This window comes from Sphingomonas sp. 2R-10 (assembly GCF_030062225.1).
Taxonomy (GTDB): Bacteria; Pseudomonadota; Alphaproteobacteria; order Sphingomonadales; family Sphingomonadaceae; genus Sphingomonas.
In genome coordinates, this window is sequence record NZ_JASCXF010000051.1 from 1 (window position 1) to 20,825 (window position 20,825).

Here is a 20,825-nt window from a genome sequence, read left to right on the forward strand (position 1 = left end):
CCCCTGCAACTGCCGGCTGAGCCCCGACAGCCCCTCGACCAGCCCGGTCAACATCCCCGCCTGCGCGCCGATCCCGTCCGACGCCGTCGCGATCGCGCTTGCCCGTGCGTCGATATCGTCCCCTGCATCACGCGCTTCCTCGACGCGGACAGCGATCGCCTGCGTCGTATCGCGTTCGGCGGCGACGGCGGTGGCGATCGTCGTCGTGATCGCACCGATCGCGGCGATGGCCGACTGGACCGCGTGCTGCCCGTCGGCGACGTCGCCCAGCAACGCGCGCGCGGTATCGACCCGGCGGGCGATATCCCCCGCCGCGATGTCGGTCTGCCGCGCCAGCGACTTCACCTCGCCCGCGACGACGGCAAAGCCCCGCCCCGCCTCCCCGGCGCGGGCCGCCTCGATCCCGGCGTTCAGCGCGAGCAGATTGGTCTGCCGCGCCAACCCCCGGATCAGCTCGAGCATCGCCTCCACGGTGGTCGTGACGTCGGACAGCGACTGGACATGGCCGCGATTGCGATCGACCACCCCGTCCGCATCGTGGCGCAGCCGGTCGGCCTGATCGGTATCGCGCGTGATCCGTTCGAACGAGGCGGCGAGCGCCCGCCCGCGCTGCTCGATATCGACCATGCCGATCGCGGTCTGGTGCGCCGCCGCGGCGACCGACATTGCCCCGCCGCGCGTCGCCGCGGCGCGCTGGTCGAGGTCGGCCGCGACCTGCCCGATGGCGGTGCAGGCGTCGCCGATATCGTCTGCCAGCGCGCGGATACCGGCGTCGAACGCGCTGGCGGCGATATGAATGCGCTGGGCTCGCGCCTCGGCCAGCGCCGTCGCGTCGCTATGCCATGTCGTCGCCATCCGCAGCAACTGCACCGGATCGAGCAGCGTGACGAACACCCCCCGCCGCACCAGCGCCACGCCATTGTCGCCGTGCATCGCCAGCAACGCGGGCAGCGGCGTGTCGTGATCGGCGACCGTGACCGGGCGGACCAGTTGCCCCACGCCGTCGCCGAAACCGGGATTGCGCAGCAGCGCATGGCCGAACGGATTGAACAGCAGGTCGCGCACATCGACCTCGCGCAACACCCCCACCGGCCATTGCTGCCGATCGAGCACCGCCAGCAGCCGCAGGTCGTGATGCTGGCGGAACCGGTCGACGACCTCGCGCAGCGTCGCGTCCTGGCCGATGGTCAGGGGATCGGCCGGCACGGCGGGATCGAGGCAGGGTTGCGAAGCCATGCCCCGGCGATAGGTAGCGACGGTAAACCGCGGGCTAACCGGGCGTGACACCTGCGTTACAAGCGCTGTTTTCCGCTCGGTTCACCGCGTAAATCGCCGATCCGGATGGCGACCCCGCCCTCGCGTTACCGCTTGCGTCCCTGATGCCGGATGTTCGCCGGCCGCCCCCGCCGCTTGAGCACGCGCGGCGGCGGCCCCTTGCGCCGGTCGCCACCGCCCGCCGAACCCTTGCCGTCGGGCAGTTCGAAGCGCAGCGCGCCCGATACCGGGTTCGCTTCGGCCAGCCGCAGTTGCAGCCGCTGCCCGGCGGCGAAGGTTTCGCCGCTATGGTCGCCGATCAGCGACTGCGATCCTTCGTCGAAGCGGAAATATTCGGTGCCGAGGTCGCGGGCCGGGACCAGCCCGTCACCGCCCACCCCCTCGACCGTCGCGAAGAAGCCGAAGCTGGCGACGCCGGTGATCCGCGCCTCCATCACCGTGCCGACATGTTCCGCCAGATAGGCGGCGACATAGCGGTCGACAGTCTCGCGCTCCGCCTCCATCGCGCGACGTTCGAGGCCGCTGATCGCCTCGCCGACGCGTTCCATGTTCGCGGCATCCTCGGCAGGCAACGCGCCCTCGCCCAGTCCGTAGCTGCCAACCAGCGAGCGATGGACCAGCAGATCGGCATAGCGGCGGATCGGCGAGGTGAAGTGCGCGTAGCTGCCGAGGCTCAGGCCGAAATGGCCATGGTTCTGCGGGCCATAGAACGCCTGGGTCTGGGTGCGCAGCACCTGCTCCATCACCTGCGGCCTGAAATCGGCATCGCCGATCCGGGCAAGGACATGGTTGAACGTCGCCGGGCGGATCACCTGCCCCAGCGCGAAGGGAACGTCGAACGTCTCGAGATAGTCCTTGAGCGCCACCAGCTTCTCGCGCGTCGGCGGTTCGTGGACGCGGTACATCACCGGCGCCTTCTTCGCCTCCAGCGCCCTGGCCGCCGCGACGTTGGCGGCGATCATGAAATCCTCGATCAGCCGCATCGAATCCAGCCGTTCGCGCGGCGCGACCGACAGGATGCGCCCCTTGTCGTCCAGCACGATCCGCCGTTCGGGCAGGTCGAGGTCGAGCGGCTCGCGCGCGGCGCGGGCCTTCGCCAGCGCGCCCCAGCACGCCCATAGCGGTCCGAGCGCACCGTCGATCAGATCGCGCGGCACCGGCGCATCCGCCACGCCATCGATCGCCGCCTGCGCATGTTCGTAGGCGATATTGGCGGCGACGCGGATGACCGCGCGGGTGAAACGCCATGCCGTGAGCTTGCCGTCCTTCGCGATGGTCAGGTGACAGGCCAGCGCCGCGCGGTCCTGCCCGGCTTTCAGCGAACACACGTCCGCCGACAATATCTCGGGCAGCATCGGCACGACCCGGTCGGGGAAATAGACGCTGTTGCCGCGCGACCGCGCCGACTTGTCGAGGTCGCAGCCGGGGCGGACATAGAAGGACACGTCGGCGATCGCCACGATCGCGCGCCAGCCGCCGGGGTTGGCGGGATCGTCGTCGGCACTCGCCCACACGGCATCGTCATGGTCGCGCGCGTCGATCGGGTCGATCGCGACGATCGGCAGGTGGCGCAGATCCTCGCGATCGTTGCCCAGAGGATAGCCGGCCACCTTGCGCGCCTCCGCCAGCACGTCCTCCGCGAACACATCGGGAATCCCGTGCTTGTGGATCGCGATCAGCGAGAAGCTGCGCGCCTCGAACGGATCGCCCAGCCGTTCGACCACCCGTGCGGTGATCCGAGGCGGGCGTCCGCCCAGCGCGGCCAGCACGAGGTCGCCCGGCGCGGCATCCCCCGCATCGGACACGGGCACCTCGCGCCGTTCCTTCTTGTCGACACCCTGCAACCACAGCCGGTCGCCCTCGGCGCGCAGCACGCCCAGCACCGCGTCGGCCGCGCGGTCGAGCTTCTTCATCGGATACGCCGCCCAGCCGGCGCCCGCCTCCTCGGTCCGCGCGAGGATGCGGTCGCCGATGCCCAGCGCGCTGCGCCGTCCGCGTTCGCGCACCCGGACCTTGGGCGCGGGCGTTTCCGCCTCCCAGCGTTCGGGCACCGCCCAGACGTTGCCGCCGTCATCGACCTCGGCGACGCGCAGCACCGTCACCTTCGGCAGCCCGCCCATCTTGTGGAACGCGCGACCGGGCGCGCTGTCGATCAGCCCTTCGTCGGCCATGTCCTTCAACAATGCCTTCAGCGTGATCTTCTGCTGTGCCGACAGGGCAAAGGCGCGCGCGATCTCGCGCTTGCCCGCCGGGGTTTCCGACGACTGGATGAACTCTAGGATCTGCTCGCGGGTGGGCAGGCCGGGCGGCGTTTTGGTGCGTACCATCGTCCACGACATAGGACGCCCCGCGCGTCAGACCAATGGCGTATCGTCGGAGGAGCCGAAGTGCCGCGCCGACCGTTGGCCCGGGCGCACTCTTTTCTACGGGAAACGACCATGGGTATCTTCGACCGCATCAAGACACAGATTTTCGGCAAGGACGGCGGACCGTTCGGCGACAATTATTTCGGGCAGAAGAAGGACGCCCCGGCCTCCCAGCTCGCGCCGGCGCCCGCGCCGTCCCGGCAGCCTGCGCCCGCATCGGCCGCCCCCGCCGCTCCGACACCCGCGCCCGCACCCCCCGCAGCGCCGCAGCCGGTCGACCCGATGACCGCGATCGAACGCATCGCCGGGCAGAAGGGCAACCCGCCGCTCAACTGGCGCACGTCGATTGTCGATCTGATGAAGCTGCTCGACCTCGATTCCAGCCTCGACAACCGCAAGGAACTGGCGACCGAACTGGGCTATACCGGCGCCAGGGACGGCAGCGCGGAGATGAACATCTGGCTGCACAAGACGGTGTTGCAGGAACTCGGCAAGGCCGGTGGACAGGTTCCGGGCAATCTGAAGGATTGAGCGGGCTCGCAGCACCACCCGAACCGTACCCCCGCGCAGGCGGGGGTCCAGGGTATAGGGCGACGACATTGATTGCTCCGCATCGCCGCCTGCGCGGGGATACCGGTCACGCCCCCATTACCAGCCCGAACCGCTTACCCTTCGTCACGCCGGCCTGCCCGAGACCTCTGCGAAAGCCCTCAACCCGTACCTTGGCGAATAGTTGGCTCTGTTCGAGATTTTCGCAGAGGTCTCGACTTGACCCGGGGTCCCGCTTCTCCTCACCCGCGGAAACGAAAGCGGGACTCCGGGTCGAACCCCGGGGCGACCGCCACCGCAAACCGGCGTCAGTACGCCCGCCCGATCAGCACCCGTTCCACCGCCGGTTCGCCGGTGAATACGCACGGGCCATCGTCGCACCCCGTCTGCCCCAGCGGCGCGTTGCGGATGGTCAGCTTCAACCCCTTCAACCGCTGCACCACCGCTTCCAGCGCATCGCCGGTCGGCTTTGACCAGCGCACATCGATCCAGCCGGGGTTCTTCACGCCCGCCGCGAAATGCGCCTCGACGCCGGCCCAGTCGTCAACCGGCACGATCTGCGCGCGCAGCTTCTCGGTCGACTGCGACAGCAACGTCGCCTGGATATCGGCCAGCGTCTCGGCAACCGCGCTGACGAACGCGTCCTTCGCCACCACCGCGCTGTCGAGCTTGCCGTCTTCCCGGTACAGCCGGTCGCGGCGCACGACCGACACGTTGCCGCCCGCCATGTCACGCCCGCCGACCTCCACGATCACCGGCGCACCCTTCTTGACCCAGCCCCAGCGCTTGGTCGCCGCCTTGGCGGGCTTCAGGTCGAGCAGCGCGCGGACCGGTTCGCCCAGCGCCGTCTGCTTCGCCAGCGACGCCTGCAACTCGCGGCAATAGGCGATCAGCGGCTCGTCCTCGGGCGCGTCGCGCAGCATCGGCACGATCACCACCTGCCACGGCGCGATCGCCGGCGGCACGCGCAGCCCGTCATCGTCGCCATGGACCATGATGACGCCGCCGATCATGCGGGTCGATACGCCCCAGCTGGTCGTGTTGGCATGTTCGAACTGCCCTTCGGCATTCTGAAACCGGATGTTCTGCGCATGCGCGAAATTGGTGCCGAGGAAGTGCGATGTGCCCGCCTGCAACGCCTTGCCGTCCTGCATCATCGCTTCGATGCTGTAGGTCGCGACCGCGCCGGGGAAGCGCTCGTTCTCGGGCTTCTCGCCCGCGATCACGTGCAGGCCGAGACAGGTTTCGGCGAACTCGCGATAGACTTCGAGCATTTTCAGCGTCTCGTCGCGCGCCTCCTGCGCCGTGGCATGGGCGGTATGCCCCTCCTGCCACAGGAACTCGGCGGTGCGCAGGAACATGCGGGTGCGCATTTCCCAGCGGACGACGTTCGCCCACTGGTTGATGAGCACCGGCAGGTCGCGCCACGACTGGACCCAGCGCGAAAAGGCGGTGCCGATCACCGTCTCGCTGGTCGGCCGCACGACCAGCGGCTCCTCCAGCTTCGCCTCGGGGTCGGGCGTCAGCCCGCCCTTGCCGTCCGCGATCAACCGGTGATGCGTGACGACCGCCATCTCCTTGGCGAAGCCGTCGACATGCTCGGCCTCCTTCTCGAAATAGGAGAGCGGGATGAACAGCGGGAAATAGCAATTCTCGTGCCCCGTCGCCTTGATCCGGTCGTCGAGCAGCCGCTGGATCCGCTCCCAGATGCCATAGCCCCATGGCCGGATGACCATGCACCCGCGCACCCCGGATTCCTCGGCCAGATCGGCCTCGGCGATGACGGCTTGATACCAGGCGGCGAAATCCTGTCCGCGCGTGACGTTGAGAGCGTGCTTCATGGGCGCGCGATAGCGGCAAACGGGGCGGTTCGCCAAGCGGCGATGAGTCCCCGAACCAGCTAGCGATACAGCAGGATCGCGATCACGATCCACGGTATCGCGCCCAGCAACCCCCAGCACAGCAACGTTCGGCGGGGACGCCAGCGGGGGACGCTGCCATCCGCAACGTTGCCGCCAGCATCGAGTGTCACGACGTCGAAACGGCGCGGGTGGTGCATGTCCTTGTCGTACTTCATCCTGCCTTCCGCAAACCGCCCTTCATCCCGTTGTTCTGACATCGCTTTCTTGTCGAACCGCTGACGCGGCGGCGACGTGGAGCGCGGGAAAGGCGGGATGCTCGATCGCGGTCCTGCCGTCTTGCGTACAGCCAGCGGCGCCCCCGGCACGGTCATGGTTAGCGATTTCCTGACGCGCGCTGCGACATCGCGTTCGCACTATGCGAAGCCGGGGTGGCTTCGCGGGCACGCAGTCTATAGGAGCCCGCACATGCCCGGCGACCGTATCCTTCGGGGGTTGGCGCTCCGCCTGCTCGCGATCTTCTTCCTGTCCACCATGTCCGCGCTGGTGAAGCTGGCGGAGACGCGTGGCGCCTCGCTGCCGGAGACGATGTTCTATCGCCAGGCATGCGCGCTGCCGATCGTGCTCGCCTTCGTCGCAGCCGGACCCGGCCTGCGTTCGCTGCGCACCACCCGGATCAAGGGGCATCTTACCCGGTCGATGATCGGGCTGGTCGGCATGGTGTTCACCTTCGGTGCGGTGCTGTTGCTGCCGCTGGCGGAGGCGACGACGTTCCAGTTCACCGTGCCGATCTTCGCCACGCTGCTCGGCGCGCTGGTGCTGCGCGAACCGACCGGATGGCAACGCTGGAGCGCGGTACTGCTCGGCTTCGTCGGCGTGCTGGTCGTCGCGCAGCCGGGCAGCAGCCACGTGCCCCTATTCGGCGCGTTCGTCGGGTTGATGGCCGCGCTGTTCGTCGCGCTGGTCGCCATCGCGCTGCGCCAGTTGCGCGACGAACCGGCGGGGACGACGGTGTTCTGGTTCTCGACGCTAACGCTGCCGTTCATCGCCACCGCCTATGCCTTCGACATCCGCTCGCACGACTGGCTGACCTGGGCGAACCTCGTCGCGATCGGCGTGGTCGGCGGCATGGGACAGATCGCGCTGACCGCCGCGTCGCGCGCCGCACCGGTCGCGGCCGTCGTGCCGATGGACTATTCCGGGCTGCTGTGGGCGACCATCTACGGCTTCCTCCTGTTCGGCGTGCTGCCGACGCCGATGACGTGGGTGGGCGCGCCGATCATCATCGCCAGCGGCCTGTTCATCGTATGGCGCGAGCACCGCCTCGGCCGGCAGAAGGTGCGGTCGATGGTCGAGGAGGATTAGAGCGGTTTCCGATCAGGCTGGATCGCCGGCACGGCGGTGATTTCGGTGCGGGGCAAGGCGCGAGGAGGGAGCGATGCTGCAGCATCGTGACCGACGAGCAACGCGGCCCCGGATCGAAAGCGCCCCGCTGCAAAGCAGGCGCCCGAAGGGCGATGACGGCGGTTCAACCTGGTCGGAAACCGCTCCAGGGCCCGTTAACGCGGCCTTGACCCCGCGCGCCGCACATCATGGGGGTGCCGCACCCGCCGATCCCCCCGACCCCGCCCCGGCTGCGCGAACTCGACGGGTTGCGCGGGCTCGCCGCGCTGGCGGTGGCACTCTATCACTACACCTGTTTCGTCCCGTTCATCCTGCCCGGCACCGCCTTGCCGGCGTTGCAGCTGCCATGGGGATGCGACGGGGTGAAGCTGTTCTTCGCGATCTCCGCCTTCGCGATCCTCGTCACGCTCGAGCGGACGCCCGGCCTTCGCGATTTCGCATGGGCGCGGGCGCGGCGCTTGCTGCCCGAATATTGGGTGGCGATGGCGCTGACCGGCGGCATCGCATGGGCGCTGGGGCCGGCGCGGTTGCAGGTCGACCCGCGGAGCTGGCTGGCGAACCTGCCGCTGCTTCAGCCATGGACCGGCGTCGCGATGGTCGACGGCGTCTACTGGACGCTGAACGTCGAAATCCTGTTCTATTCCCTGATCGCGCTCGCGTGGCGCGCGGGGCTGACGCAGCGCATCGACCGGCTGGTGGCGGGATGGATGGCGCTGCGCCTGTCATGCTGGCTGCTGCCGGTGCCGGCATGGGTCCAGCAACTGCTGCTGATCGAACATGCGCCCTATTTCGCGATCGGGCTGATCGCCGCCCGGCAATGGTCAGGCCGGGCGCTGGACGGCGAAGCGCTCGCGCTGGTCGCGGTGGTGATCGCCGTCACCGCGCTGACCGGCGACGGGCACGCGACGCTGCTGGTCATGGGCCTCGCCGCGCTGTTCGCGTTCGTCGTGTACCACCGTGCCGCGTGGCTGGCGCATCCGGCGCTGCTGTGGCTGGGGGCGGTTTCCTACCCGTTCTACTTGCTGCACGCGGTGATCGGCTACGCGATCATCGCCCGGCTGCAGGCGATGGGCACGGGTGCGGAGGGCGCGGCGCTCGCGACACTCGGCGGCACCCTCGCGCTGGCCGCCATCGTCGCGGGCGCCGCCGACCGCTGGCGCCGCCCGGCACTCGTTCCGGCACTCCGCCTTGCCTTGGCCTGAGGCCGGATCATACCGAATCCAGAAACGAAACGATCCCCGACCGACACGCCGTTCCCGGTCATGGACATTTCCCCGGCCATCCCGGAATATCCGGCCAGTCGGAACAGGGGATCGCGATCATGCCAATCGAAAAACTCGCCCGCTCGCTGGCCAGGACCGTTCCGGCGATCGCGCCGACGTTGAAGGCGGGATACCGCGTGACCGAGCGCACGCGTTCGACGATCGCGTCGCGATGGCCGCAGACGATCAGGGCGCGAACCGAAAAGATCACGATCGCGATCACCGCCCACTGCAATCTCCGCTGCCAGGGGTGCAAATACGGGCGCGACTTCATGCCCGGAGCGCAACTGCCGTTCGAGATCGTCGAACAGCTGCTCGAGGACGCGGCGGCGGCGAATGTGCCGGCGGTTCGCCTGTACGGGGGCGAACCGCTGCTGCATCCCGACGTCGTCCGGATGGTGGAGGCCGCGAACAGGCTCGGGGTCGGCTGCTACATGACGACCAACGCACTGATCCTCGACCGCAAGATCGCAGCACTCCACGCGGCGGGCCTGCGAAAGGTCACGATCGGCTATTACGGTCAGGACGGGGCGTTCGACGAATATGTCCAGCGGCCGGGCCGCTACGCGCGACTGGTCGAAAGCCTGGAGAATACGCGTGCGCTGTTCGGTCCGGACGAACTCGACATCCAGATCAATTTCCTGCTCAGCCGGCGTTCCGCGAACATCGCGGCCGTCGACGAGATGATCGCCTTCGCCCGCCGGTTCGATGCGAAGGTTCACGTCGACGTCGTCCATTATTCGCTGCCCTATTTTCAGGAAGGCCCCGAACGCGAGCTGCAATTCCGTCCGGAGGACAGGCCCGCCATCGACCGCGTCATCAATCACCTGCTGAAGCTCAAGGCGGCGGAGCCCGACCTGCTGACGGAATCCGCGCCGGCGCTGGCCGCCTTCGCCGATTGGGCGATGGAGCAACAGGGGATGCGGATTCCCTGCGATGCGCGCAAGCTGCTATGGGTCGGGGCCGACGGGTCGGTAATGCTATGCTATGTGACATTCCCGCTCGGCAACCTGCATGAGCAGCGGCTGGCCGACATCCTCTACACCCCGCAACATCATCAGGCGGCGCGCGACGCGTTTCAGCTCAACTGCCCGAATTGTCATTGCGAGGCGGGGTCTCGCGTCGAGAAGCACGCACCGTCGTTCCGGAAGTATCGCCGCGACGCGATGGAACGGCTCGCCGGGACGTGATCCGCGTCGCGCACCTGCTGCCGAGCATGGCGGTGGGCGGGCGGGAGCGGATCGTCGCCGACCTTTGTCGCAGTTCGGCGGAACATGGTATCGCGCCGCTCGTCATCACGTTCGATCGTGCCGACGGCGTGGCGCTGGATCCGCACGCACCCATCGTCGCGCTGGACCGCTCGGACCGGGATTTCGCCAAACAGATGCGGTCGACCATCGACGCACGGCGGATCGATGTGGTCCATGCGCAGGGTCATGTCTCCGCTGCGCTGCTACCCGAACTCGACGTGCCGGTGGTGACGACGCTGCATGTCGCGCTGGGCAAGGGCTGGCGCTGGTTGCCTGCCATCGCGTCGGGGCTGCGGCGCAGTTGCGCGATCACCGCCGTTTCGGACGACCTTGCGCGACGCTTCCGCTGGATCCGGCGACCGATCGAGGTGATCCCGCCGGGAATCGACCTCGCCCGCTTCTGTGGTACGCAGCGGGCGACGGAACGGCCGTTCACGCTGGGGATCGCCGCGCGGCTGCATCCGGTCAAACGGCATTGCGATCTGCTGGCGGCCCTGCACCTGCTCCAGCGACGCGATCGTCATTGCCGGTTGCTGATCGCCGGCGAAGGTCCCGCCGCTGCCCGCATCCGGGCGCGCAGCACGGGACTCGATGTGACGATGCTCGGCGCGGTCGCCGATATTCCGGGCTATCTGCGCCGGCTGGATGCGTTCGTGCTGCCGTCCGACCATGAAGGCACGCCGGTCGCGCTGATCGAGGCCATGGCCAGCGGCCTGCCGGTTATCGCATCCGCCGTCGGCGGCGTACCCGCACTCGTCGGCGCGGCCGGCCTGCTGGTTCCCCGCCGCAACCCGTCACGCCTTGCGGACTCGATCGAACGGTTGATGGACTCGACCGACCTGCAACGCGCGCTCGGCCGCGCCGCGCAGACGCGCATCGGCAGCTATCGTTCGGATGCTCAGGCCCGGGCATACCGAACGCTTTACGACGTGGTTGCAAAGACGTGACCGATGAACGCGCAGCACGGGTGTCGTTGCGATGTCCCGACGTCATCCGTTCGCATGGCGACTTGCCGAAATCGTCGCCTACCGACTGCGGCAACGTCCCCGGCGGGCAGACAGCCCGCCCGCCAGGTCCGGATCAGAGGTTATTTTCCAGCCAGCGGACGATGCTCGCCGGACTGTGGCCGCTATATGGAACGGCATAGGCGAACGTCCCGTTGGACAGCGACATGCTCTCCTGATCCCCATGGGAAACCGTGACGGTCCGGATCTTTTCGCGCACCGCGGCCTTGCCATCGTCGCTGCTGCACACGCGCTTGAGCGCGTCGGACACGTTGGCCGCATAGGCCCATGGCGACTGGTTGTTCACATCGTCCAGCGCACCCGAATAAGTAGCATAGTTCATCTGGAAACTGATCGGCGTCCCACAGGCGTCGGACGCTTCCTTCGCTTCCTCGGCGACCTTGGTCCGGTCGGCCGCGAACAGCTGCTTCAGCTTCAGGCTCTGCGCACCGGCGGTGGATCCGATCAGCGACGCGGCGACCGCGATCATGCAAAGTCTCGATTTCATGGGAACGATGCTCCGTTGCACGCCAGCCACGCTTGTCTGGCCCGGCCATAAACCACGCCGCCGCCCAACTGGTTCCGGAAGCGTTTCGATCGGGCTGGAACCTTGCGATTACGGGGTCGGCGAAGCGGTATCGCCGGCGCTGCGGCAGGGAACACGACAGAAACCGCGTCGTTGAGCGGTGCGAATCGTGGAACGCGACGTTTCGGGAAACGGAGGCTCGGTCGGATGCAGAGAATGATCGCCGTTGCGCTGACGGTCGCGCTGTCGACCACCGCATTGTCCGGGTGCAATTCGCCGGACGGTGCGTCGGGAAATGGACAGGCCGCAACGGGAGGAGCGACCGCGAAGGCCGATCGGGCGCAGCAGGACGACGTCAAGCAGTCGGGTTATGTATCGGCGTTCAACGCGCTGGCCCAGAACGATTTCCTTGCGCAGAAGTTAGAGGCCTATGCCAGCTACCGGATCCCGACCGCCACCCCCGCCAACACGCTCGACATGACCTTCACGACGGATTCCCTCGTCCGGATCGTCGAGGATCTGAAGAAGGCGCGTGCCGAACCAGGTACCGAGCGGACCGCCCCGCTCGACAAGGCCGTCGACGCGCTCATCCCTCCGTTGGAAGAGATCGTCCGGATCGAACGCGAACTGGCGCCATATTATTCCGCGCGAGCGTATCGGGACGACAATCTGGCCAGGGGCAAGGCAGCCGACGGTCCACTGAAATCGGCCCATGCGAACGCCCTGTCGGCTTTCACCCGGCTCGGCGACGCGCTGTCGGTGTATCAACGCAGCCGGAATACGCAGCGTATCGCCGACCTGAACGCTGCGGGTCACGTGGCCGAAGCCAGCCTCCTCCGTGCGATGGCCGCCGCGGAAACGATGATCGCCGCCTATACGAAGGGCGACATGGACGCCGCTGCCCGGCAGTCGCAGGTGGTCGGTACCGCACTCGACCAGATGCGTGCCAACGAAAGCAAAATTCAGAAGATCGCCGGCAACGAACATAGCTACCGCAATGTCATCGAACGGCTCACCGAGATGCAGGGACTGTTCTCCGACTACAGGAACGGCGATCGAACCGCCCGCGATCGTGTGCTGACGCACTATAATTTGGCGGTCGGCCAGTCGAACGCATATCGTTTCCCCGATTGAACGACATCTACATCCCTGCGGGCCGGGCCGCGCTCAGGTCCGCGTTGGCGCTACCATCGGCACGCGCGCGAGCGCGCTGCGTAACTGCGGCCCGTCGGCTTCGGGGGTGATCTTCACGCCAGCGAACCCCGTCGCAACGCGCAGCACGACGATTTCACCCGCCGCCACTTCGACGGTTTGCGGTTTCGAAGGCTTCCCCTGCGCCGCCGCCACCACTTCGCGACGCCCCGGCGCGATCGACAGGATCGCAAACCGCGGACTCTTCAGCTGCGTTATGGTGGTGCCATCGATCGATATGTCGACGCCGACCATCATACCCATCCGGCTTTGCCGCACGACGATCAGGCGCGCGGTACCGTCGGTCGGTGGCGGCGCGTCCAGTGCAGCCTGTCGAACATCGGGCGCGGCTACCGCGACGTTTCGATTGTTGGCGAGCAGGAGATAGATAAGGCCCACCGCGAACCCCAGCGCCATTCCGATCGGCACCGGGTTGGGCGGGTTGATCGCACCCGCCGTCAGCATGGCCAGAACGAACGCGCAAAATGCCGAAACCAGCGTGACGATCGCTACGAAGATGATGGGCCGTTTCATCGCGTGCATTCTCCACGGCTCGCACCGCTTTCTCAGGATGGCAGATACGGACGGGTCGATACCATGAAGGACGGGGTTACCGCACCCCGGCCGGCGGTGCGAAATCGGTCCGGGCGACTTCGGCGATGCGACCGGCCTGCAACCGGCCCTCCACCAGTTCATAGCCCATCAACGCGAAGATGCGACCGCGGAGGAAGATCGGCCGGGCGTTCCCGTACCAGTCGACGCACGACGCCTTCCGCGTGTTGGTGATGCTCGGTTCGGCACGTTCCGCTGCCTCGGCAGGTGCCGGTGCCGCGACCACTGGCGGCGGCATCGGCGTATCTGCGGGCAGACTTGCATAGTCCGCGCCCGGCCGGGGATGCTGCCGCCGGTATGCCAGGCGTCCTGCCACGAAGGCGCGCAGTTCGTCGTCGCTCGCAAACGCGTCGAGCTGCGGCACGGGTGACGCTGCGTCGCGGCCGCCGCAACCGACAAGGGCAAGGACGCAACCGATCGCGAAAGCGGTTCTTGTCATCGGGCGTCGGCTCCGGACTGTGAAGGGGGTGGCGATCATCGGTCAGGCGATCGCGGCGACGATGATTCCGGCCTTGGACAGTCCGATCGTCGCGACCAGCGTCCACGCAATCCGGGGATGCCGGTCGAATGCCGCGAGCGCCGACCATGATCCCGGCGCGGTACGCAGGCACGACGCCAGTACGACCAGCGCCCAGACGATCGACGCGGCGACGACCGGCCAGCACCATTGCAGCGGCAGGCGCAGATAGGTGATCTGCAGCAGCATCGGCGTCGCCAGCGCCGCCATCACGGCAGCGATCCGCCCAACCGGCGCGACGGATACGACATCGGCCGGGCGGCGCTGGAGCAGGAGCCACAACACCGGACCCATCATCGCCAGCGCGATGACGATGGCACCGAGCACACCGAAGCCATGCGGATCGACGCTATGATACGGATTCTCCGGTGGCCGCTCCTCCAGCAGCAACGCTGCCAGGCACGACCAAGGCCGCGCCAGATACGCAACGATCGTCAGCACCCAGATGGCAATAGTTACCCGACGCATGGCCATTCCACCAAACTACCATCCCCCACCTCTCTGGCAATAATCCAATGACCCGGAGGCCGAGATGGTGGCGAAGGTGTTCGATCTGGCGGGCTGGGCCACAAACGACAACGCCGCCCCGAAGGGCGGCGTGTGTAGTTCCAAGATATTGGTTGCGGGGAGGCGATTAAACCGAGACCGACAATTGCTTTCGGCGTGCATATGACTTCATCCCTTTGATTCATAACGTAATAAATCAGCACCGCTTTTGCTGTGAATAGCGAAGCTTCCGGATCTCCTGCCTCGGCACAGAAAGCCTACCACACCTCTCATCCTACTGGACGGCCATAGTCGATTGGCTCGGGGAATGTCTCCGGCGTCAACTGCTCGAGAAGGCAATCCAGATCGTCGGTCCGTAATATTGCTCGTGGATCGGCACTTGCCACATTCCGTTGCCCTCGCGGCATAGCTACTCGGCTCCCGCCCCGGTCAGCGCCGCCGGTTTCGCTTCTCCGTTCTCTCTCGCCCATCGTGCTTCTCCCTAGTCCTGTCGATCCTAGCCGCCATCGAACCATTGGGCGTTTTGCCCGCCTGATGAAAGGATTGCCTGACGCTGATTCAAGTCAGGAAGGAAAGATGTACGGCTGGTCGGCAGTACAGAGAGACGGCGAGCGGTCAGGGCTTGGTGGGAGATGCGCCGATCAGGAGCCATGGGGCTTGCCGACATAGACCAGACGGCATGCGCGGCGCTCGCCGGTCGGTAAAAGCGCGATCGGGCCAAACAGATCGCGTAAACGGACAGCGTCATCGTCCGTTGTCCGACCGGCAGCCGCCCGGTCGACCAGTTGGCTCAACGCGGCACGATACCGCTGCCCCGCCGCCTGCTCTGCATCCGCGACCGTCGATGCGACGAGAATCCGGCCGCGCAGCCGGCGGATTCAACCGGTCGTCGCAACGGGCTGTTTGTTGATTGAGGCGAGGCATTGGTCAAGCGCCTCTGCCGGTGTTTTCCAGCCCAGCGTTTTTCGGGGTCTGCCATTGAGGGTCGCGGCTACAGCCGCGAGGGCCTCGGCGCTATGCGAGCTGAGGTCGGTGCCCTTGGGGAAGTACTGGCGCAGCAGCCCGTTTGTGTTTTCATTGGTGCCGCGCTGCCAGGGGCTTTGCGGATCGCAGAAATAGACCTCAACGCCGGCATCGATCTTCAGTCGCGCGTGCTGCACCATCTCCGCGCCCTGATCCCAGGTGAGCGAGCGGCGCAGCTCTTCCGGCAAGGTGGTGACGGTGCGCGCGATGGCGTCCCGAACCGCCTCGGCACCATGTCCGGCCAGCGCCTGCCTGTTCCTGACGTTCCCCCGCGCATCCCCGTGACCTTCCATGCACGGCAAATGCAGCAGCATCGTGAACCGCGTGGTGCGCTCTACCAGCGTGCCGATCGCCGAACTGCCGAGTCCTAGGATGAGGTCGCCTTTCCAATAACCTGGGACGGCGCGGTCGTTGGCTTCGGCAGGGCGCTCGCTGATCATGATCTCGGGCGATACGAAACTCTTGCCACGCTGGCCGACCCGCGCCCGCGGTACGCGTAATATCCGTCCACTGCGTAGGCATGCGGTGAGCTCACGACGCAGGGCGCCACGTCCTTGCACGAACAGCGCTTGGTAGATGGCTTCGTGGCTGATGCGCATGCTGTCGTCGTCCGGAAAGTCGATGGGCAGACGCCCGGCAATCTGCTCCGGGCTCCAGGCTTTTGACCAGCGCCGGTTCTGACGCGGCCCATGCCGTCGCCCTTTCCATGATGATACCGATGGACCGATGACAGACGGGCTACCGGGGCTGGCAACGGCACCACTCAACCGATCCTCCACCCAGCGTCGTAGCATGTCGTTGGCCGCAAGCCTCGCAATCTTGGGGCGGCGTGCGGCCCGCTCGGCATGCCACTGGGCCGTTGTCGCACGATAGTCGAAACTGCCACTGCGCGTTGCGGCATTGCGCCGGATCTCGCGCGAGATGGTCGATGCCGCACGGCCGAGCCGGCGGGCGATCTCACACACGTCATGCCCTTGGACCAGCAACAGCGCGATCTCCTCGCGTTCTGCCAGCTACAGGTATCTGCCCGACAAGGGCTTCGCCGATGGCCTGAACACGGCCGGTGGCATCCCGCCCGCCTCCCGAAACCAGCGGCTGCCAACCGGTTGTGACGCTCCTGCCTTCACCGCTGCCGCCTCGCTGCTCATCCCGGCAGCTACATACCGCCAGAACATCTCACGCTCTTCCCGATTGGCGACTGGCGGCCGTCCCGGAAACCGCAACTGTGACCGTGTACACCGGTCCGAACGCCGCTTCTTGATATCCACCGTCAGCCTCCAGTTTCGAAGCGTTGCGACGACCGGTTGAATCCGCCCAGTAATCTACCGCCACAGTGATGCTCGACTCGCCCAGGTGAAGGCGGAAGGTCTGAAGTTCGCCCACTACACGACCGCCGAAAACGCGCTCAACATCATGGCGGTAAAGTCCGTCTGGCTGCGCAACGCCGCCGTCATGAACGACCATTCGGAGATCGAGCCCGGCTAGGTGATCATCGGAAGGACGCTGGGTGCGCCGGTGGGAAAGCGCCTGTGGCACGCTATCGACAATGTGCACGACGGCATCTCGATACGATCCGCGCACGTTACTTCGACAACGCGCACTACGCGCGCGAGATGACCTTCATGACCCCGTCGTGCGAGCACGACCACGTCGATTAGATCGGACGCCTGTCGATGTGGCAGGCATATGGAAGCGCTCGCGGCGGCGGCGCGCTGGTCTTTAAGCCGAAGGTGCTGATCGACCCGAGTCTCAACCTCAGCCTCTATCCGTCTCCCGTGCTATACTGCGCCGGCGCTTATCAATACTGGTGCAGGTAAGTGATTGAGTTATTTACGAGTGATATTGGTTGCGGGTTTGCGCCAGAGCGTGCGTGTTATCACTAGGCTCATGACAAAGAAAAACCCCGCGATCTTGTTGAGATGGCGGGGTTTTTCTAGTTAGTTTTGGTTGCGGGGACAGTACCCACAGGGACCTTCCAGCCATGTCTATGGCACTGAAACAGCTGCATTTTATTCCGATATCGAGTGTCGATACCCCCTTTGGTACCCCCGTTTTGCTGTGGATGCGCTGGGACGTTCTGGCTCTACGATGGATGTGCGCTTTGCGGAAAAATCAGTTCGTTGTTGCACTTGAAGAGCGCGGTCACAGGTAACCACTAGCAAGTCGAGAAACCGATGCCGGTGGGGTAGAGAGTCTGTCGATCAGATGCTGCCAGCTTACCGACCTCGACCAGCCGACATGCGCCGCGTTCGCCGGTCGGCAGCAAGGCGATCGGACCGAACAGGTCGCGTAGGCGGATGATGTCGTCGTCCCCTGCCCTTCCGGCAGCGACCCGCTCGATCAGCTGACCCAATGCGGCGCGGTGGCGCAGCGCCGCATCCTGCTCGGCATCCGCCATCGTCGATGCGACTCGTATCCCGGCACGTAACCTGACGCCCTCGGCGTCGAGATACGTCATCCGTGCTTTCATGGCAGGAAGATAAAGACCATCCTCGATCGCGGCAAGGAAGCCCGCGAGACCTCGCTCAACCTCAGCCAGGGCATGATCCGGAAGGTAGCGCCGGTGCCTATTACCGGGACGATGTGATCCGCTTCTTCGCACGCACGCTGATGATCCCGCCGCAGATGGCGAATGCGTCAAAACCATAACGACGCGCCCGCTCCCGTCGCTGCCAACAGCGCTCGGGGACGCCGATCAAGACAGCCGCCGGTTTCAGACTGGGATCGAGGATCGGGAAAAGACCGGGCGTCTTCAACCCGTTCATGCAGTCAAAAGAGCAATGCCGCCGCATTCCGGCGGTCAGTCATGGTTGCCCCGCGCATCTTCGTGAGATCGTTCGTAGCCCGAGATATCGTCAGGTCCGCACTTCAATTAATGGCAGATGGCGGCCAGTGTTCTGAACCGCATACCTCTTACCCGACCCGACTTGAGCAAGGACAGGTTCGACTCGGTGATGCCGATCGCTCCGGCGAGTTCCTTTGATCGGACCTTCCGCCGTGCGATCTCGGCGATATCCCATCTCGATCACGCCATGGCGCAACACAAGTCGGGTTGATGCCGAACGGTAGCAATCGCGCGGACGCCACCCGCATGGACACTATCCAAGCGGTGACCTAGGCTGGGTTTGTAGCTGAGGTTTTGAGAGGATCTATCGGGTGGCCGACACCGCACTGGAACGGCTGATCGCGGCGGTTCAAGCCCACTACGATGCCCCCAATGCAACGCCGCTGCTGCTGTCGAGCTTCGGGCAGAAGAACAAGCCGCTACTGGCCGACCTCAAGGTGGAGTTCGGATCGCTGATGGCGGCGGTACGCGCGGCGGGCGAGGACAATATCCGGGTCGTTGATGCGACCAGCGGACGCGAAGCCGTGGCGCCGGCCTCGATCGCCACGACGCTACAGCAGAAGATCCAGACCGACACCGCCAGTCAACGACGCGACGCCAACCTGTTCGACTGCCTGCCAGCTGCGGTGAAGCTCGCCTTTTGCGTGCGGACTGAAGCCGGCGAACAGGTCGCGATCGACACCGTCCGCCCCTTCCGGTTCACTAAGGTCACGACCCCCGAGTTGATTCGTCCCACCCAGCGGATCATCGGCGACGAGTATCGTCGACCGGGACTGACGCTGCGTACAGCCTCGGTCACCGAACGCGAGGCCCTCTGGCGCAATTTTATCAGCTGGGCGGAAGCCACGGGCATCGATCCCAACACCTTCCAGCAAGGCGAGGCAACGACGGCGCTCGCCCGCCTGATCGCGGCCCAGCCCGCCGATATCATTCCTCGCCTGATCATCCCCGCCGACATCGCCCAGATCCTGCTCAAGCATTCCTGACCGATGGCGGGTAACTGGAAGCAAGGCATGGCCGAGGCATCCCGGCCCGAGAAGCGAGGGCCGCCTGGTCCTACGCCGCTTCTGGTGCTCGCCGGACTGCCCAAGGTCACCGCCGAGCCTGCAGCGGCGACGATCAACAACGATCGCGACACGCGCTGGCGTGCGGTCGCGGCTGCCTTCCCCAATCAGGATGCCGGATTCTACGGAGATTCGAAGGCGAACGTCGAGCTTGGCCGGCTCGCCTGCGCATTCGCGATGGCAGGAAAGCGGGATGACGAAGGGATACCGACGCCGAGCAGGATCGCGGTCGCCTATGTCGATGTTGCCGGGTTCGAGAATCTTTGGGATGTCTTCGGGCATGCGGTGCTGCCGACGCCGCTCCGCCATCCCGACTGGGATTGGCCAAAGGGCCGTCACTGGCGACACGATATCGAGATTGTGAATCTCCTGGTCAGGCGCGCGATCGCGCAGGCCGAGGCTGACTCCGCGGAAGCGTTTCGTCTGCGGCTTGAGGCCCACCGATCAGACGATCCCTTACTATTGCCGGGCCGCAACTTCCATCTCGATGCGGAGCACCGACTCGTCGAGCGGTTCCGCGGCTTCATGAATGGCCATCTGGACGTTCCCGACATCGAGGCGGGCGTTCGCATCGAACGCTTCGCCTTCGAGCGGCTCAGCAACTTCTATAAGCGGATGGGTGGAACCCGGAAGAAGTTCGCGATCGACGCCCGTGACATCGTCTTCGCCAAGGCCAATCACGGGCAGGATGGTGGCGTTCACGAGATCCCGACCGATGCCCCCATCGGCGCGGCGTTGCTGCAGCGCGCGCTCGAGTCCCGCTACCGGCTCGGTACGCCACTTATGCCCGACGGCTTTCAGCATGACGCCCAACGCGAAAAGAACGTACCGTTCAACAGCGAGCCATTCGACTGCGTGACCAAGGGGCAGGTCCCCTTCAGCGGGGACCATGTCAATGTGTTTCCCAGCGACGTGGTGACGGGAACCCAAGGCTAAAAGTAAGGGGCGGACATTGCTGCCCGCCCGATACACGCATGCGTTACCTTCATTTTCCACCGACCAGTTGGCGTACCAACTGCACGGTCCCCAAAGTCCCCCGGCTCGATGGCAAAGGCTACCCGGTTTCCATGGGCTCGAATGGCCCTCGACAACATGGCCCTTGGGACGAACCCTCGGACCAGTGGGCTTCCACCGCGAACGGCTCAGGCCCGAATTAGAGTAACACCAATTCCGTCACCCTGGTTGGGGCACCGAGATTAATTAGTCCCTAGCGTAAATTTCTGCAAGTTCGCGTGCCGGCGGATCGCGCCCTATATGGAACCGATGGCCCGAAAAGTTGGAAAATTGAGGTAAGGGACGTTTGCGGCGCTCGTCTCGGACTATGAGCCCGGTGCTACGTGCAACGCTAGCGAAGAAGACGAGCATGGCTGGGACCATGTTGTAGAATTCGACCGCCGGCCGCGGCGCGGACTGCCCGCCGATCTCGCCACGGCGCTCCCAGCCTGCTTCGTCCTGACCAAAACGCGACTGCGCTACGGCAATCTCAGGGCCACGATGAAGCTAAGCAATGCGCTCGTCTTCACCCGGTCCAACAATCCCTGCTTCGTCGTTATCGTGAGCGCTCCGGCAGG

Annotated in this window: 20 protein-coding genes and 1 pseudogene; 9 read left to right on the forward strand and 12 right to left on the reverse strand. The window is 65.9% G+C overall.

The window, feature by feature from the left end; genetic code table 11:
- A partial coding sequence (locus QLH51_RS17880) for a methyl-accepting chemotaxis protein (RefSeq protein ID WP_125661935.1) occupies positions 1 to 1,236 on the reverse strand: 1,236 nt, incomplete at its 3' end.
- A 125-nt stretch (positions 1,237 to 1,361) separates the two neighbouring features.
- Complete coding sequence (locus tag QLH51_RS17885) at positions 1,362 to 3,602, reverse strand: ribonuclease R family protein (protein WP_125661938.1); 2,241 nt, start codon at positions 3,600 to 3,602, stop codon at positions 1,362 to 1,364.
- 111 nt (positions 3,603 to 3,713) lie between these two features.
- Between QLH51_RS17885 and QLH51_RS17890 the strand changes: the two genes are divergently transcribed.
- Positions 3,714 to 4,172, forward strand: coding sequence for a DUF3597 domain-containing protein (locus QLH51_RS17890; RefSeq protein WP_125661941.1), 459 nt, complete (start codon positions 3,714 to 3,716; stop codon positions 4,170 to 4,172).
- Between the two features lie 326 nt (positions 4,173 to 4,498).
- On the opposite strand, the gene QLH51_RS17895 is transcribed toward QLH51_RS17890, so the two are convergent.
- A complete protein-coding gene (locus tag QLH51_RS17895) occupies positions 4,499 to 6,031 on the reverse strand; it encodes an aminoacyl--tRNA ligase-related protein (protein ID WP_125661944.1) in 1,533 nt (510 codons plus the stop codon).
- Between the two features lie 59 nt (positions 6,032 to 6,090).
- Positions 6,091 to 6,423 carry a hypothetical protein gene (locus QLH51_RS17900; RefSeq protein WP_125661947.1) on the reverse strand — a complete coding sequence of 111 codons (333 nt, stop codon included), beginning with the start codon at positions 6,421 to 6,423 and terminating at the stop codon, positions 6,091 to 6,093.
- Between the two features lie 94 nt (positions 6,424 to 6,517).
- Between QLH51_RS17900 and QLH51_RS17905 the strand changes: the two genes are divergently transcribed.
- From QLH51_RS17905 to QLH51_RS17920, 4 genes are all read left to right on the forward strand, one after another.
- On the forward strand, positions 6,518 to 7,414 hold the full coding sequence (locus QLH51_RS17905) for a DMT family transporter (protein ID WP_125661950.1): 897 nt from the start codon (positions 6,518 to 6,520) through the stop codon (positions 7,412 to 7,414).
- A gap of 233 nt (positions 7,415 to 7,647) precedes the next feature.
- Positions 7,648 to 8,655: an acyltransferase family protein gene (locus QLH51_RS17910; RefSeq protein ID WP_164516236.1), complete on the forward strand. Its 1,008-nt coding sequence runs from the start codon at positions 7,648 to 7,650 to the stop codon at positions 8,653 to 8,655.
- A 119-nt stretch (positions 8,656 to 8,774) separates the two neighbouring features.
- On the forward strand, positions 8,775 to 9,905 hold the full coding sequence (locus tag QLH51_RS17915; RefSeq protein ID WP_125661956.1) for a radical SAM protein: 1,131 nt from the start codon (positions 8,775 to 8,777) through the stop codon (positions 9,903 to 9,905).
- Complete coding sequence (locus QLH51_RS17920; protein WP_125661959.1) at positions 9,902 to 10,912, forward strand: glycosyltransferase; 1,011 nt, start codon at positions 9,902 to 9,904, stop codon at positions 10,910 to 10,912. The genes QLH51_RS17915 and QLH51_RS17920 overlap by 4 nt, the downstream gene beginning before the upstream one ends.
- Positions 10,913 to 11,045: 133 nt before the next feature.
- Here the strand turns inward: QLH51_RS17920 and QLH51_RS17925 are convergent, their stop codons facing one another.
- Positions 11,046 to 11,477, reverse strand: coding sequence for a hypothetical protein (locus tag QLH51_RS17925; RefSeq protein ID WP_125661962.1), 432 nt, complete (start codon positions 11,475 to 11,477; stop codon positions 11,046 to 11,048).
- Between the two features lie 234 nt (positions 11,478 to 11,711).
- On the opposite strand from QLH51_RS17925, the gene QLH51_RS17930 reads away from it, so the two are divergent.
- Positions 11,712 to 12,629 (forward strand): DUF3829 domain-containing protein, encoded by a 918-nt coding sequence (locus QLH51_RS17930; RefSeq protein WP_164516237.1) that lies wholly within the window; start codon positions 11,712 to 11,714, stop codon positions 12,627 to 12,629.
- A gap of 33 nt (positions 12,630 to 12,662) precedes the next feature.
- On the opposite strand, the gene QLH51_RS17935 is transcribed toward QLH51_RS17930, so the two are convergent.
- From QLH51_RS17935 to QLH51_RS17955, 5 genes and pseudogenes are all read right to left on the reverse strand, one after another.
- Positions 12,663 to 13,220, reverse strand: a complete 558-nt coding sequence (locus QLH51_RS17935) for a hypothetical protein (RefSeq protein ID WP_125661967.1) — start codon at positions 13,218 to 13,220, stop codon at positions 12,663 to 12,665.
- 76 nt (positions 13,221 to 13,296) lie between these two features.
- A complete protein-coding gene (locus QLH51_RS17940; RefSeq protein WP_125661970.1) occupies positions 13,297 to 13,737 on the reverse strand; it encodes a hypothetical protein in 441 nt (146 codons plus the stop codon).
- A 42-nt stretch (positions 13,738 to 13,779) separates the two neighbouring features.
- Complete coding sequence (locus tag QLH51_RS17945; RefSeq protein WP_125661973.1) at positions 13,780 to 14,283, reverse strand: hypothetical protein; 504 nt, start codon at positions 14,281 to 14,283, stop codon at positions 13,780 to 13,782.
- Between the two features lie 680 nt (positions 14,284 to 14,963).
- Positions 14,964 to 15,116, reverse strand: coding sequence for a hypothetical protein (locus tag QLH51_RS17950; protein WP_164516238.1), 153 nt, complete (start codon positions 15,114 to 15,116; stop codon positions 14,964 to 14,966).
- An 84-nt stretch (positions 15,117 to 15,200) separates the two neighbouring features.
- Positions 15,201 to 16,613, reverse strand: a pseudogene (locus QLH51_RS17955) (IS30 family transposase).
- Positions 16,614 to 16,698: 85 nt separating this feature from the next.
- Here QLH51_RS17955 and QLH51_RS17960 point away from each other — a divergent pair.
- Positions 16,699 to 16,830, forward strand: coding sequence for a hypothetical protein (locus tag QLH51_RS17960; RefSeq protein ID WP_283514654.1), 132 nt, complete (start codon positions 16,699 to 16,701; stop codon positions 16,828 to 16,830).
- Positions 16,831 to 17,500: 670 nt separating this feature from the next.
- Here QLH51_RS17960 and QLH51_RS17965 read toward each other — a convergent pair.
- Positions 17,501 to 17,815, reverse strand: a complete 315-nt coding sequence (locus tag QLH51_RS17965) for a hypothetical protein (RefSeq protein WP_164516239.1) — start codon at positions 17,813 to 17,815, stop codon at positions 17,501 to 17,503.
- Positions 17,816 to 18,217: 402 nt separating this feature from the next.
- Entirely contained in the window at positions 18,218 to 18,358 is a 141-nt protein-coding gene (locus QLH51_RS17970; protein WP_125662005.1) for a helix-turn-helix domain-containing protein, read from the reverse strand.
- A gap of 143 nt (positions 18,359 to 18,501) precedes the next feature.
- Here QLH51_RS17970 and QLH51_RS17975 point away from each other — a divergent pair, with 143 nt between their 5' ends.
- Positions 18,502 to 19,176, forward strand: a complete 675-nt coding sequence (locus QLH51_RS17975; RefSeq protein ID WP_125661978.1) for a hypothetical protein — start codon at positions 18,502 to 18,504, stop codon at positions 19,174 to 19,176.
- Positions 19,177 to 19,203: 27 nt separating this feature from the next.
- Positions 19,204 to 20,190: a hypothetical protein gene (locus QLH51_RS17980; RefSeq protein ID WP_125661981.1), complete on the forward strand. Its 987-nt coding sequence runs from the start codon at positions 19,204 to 19,206 to the stop codon at positions 20,188 to 20,190.
- Positions 20,191 to 20,825: the final 635 nt, after the last annotated feature.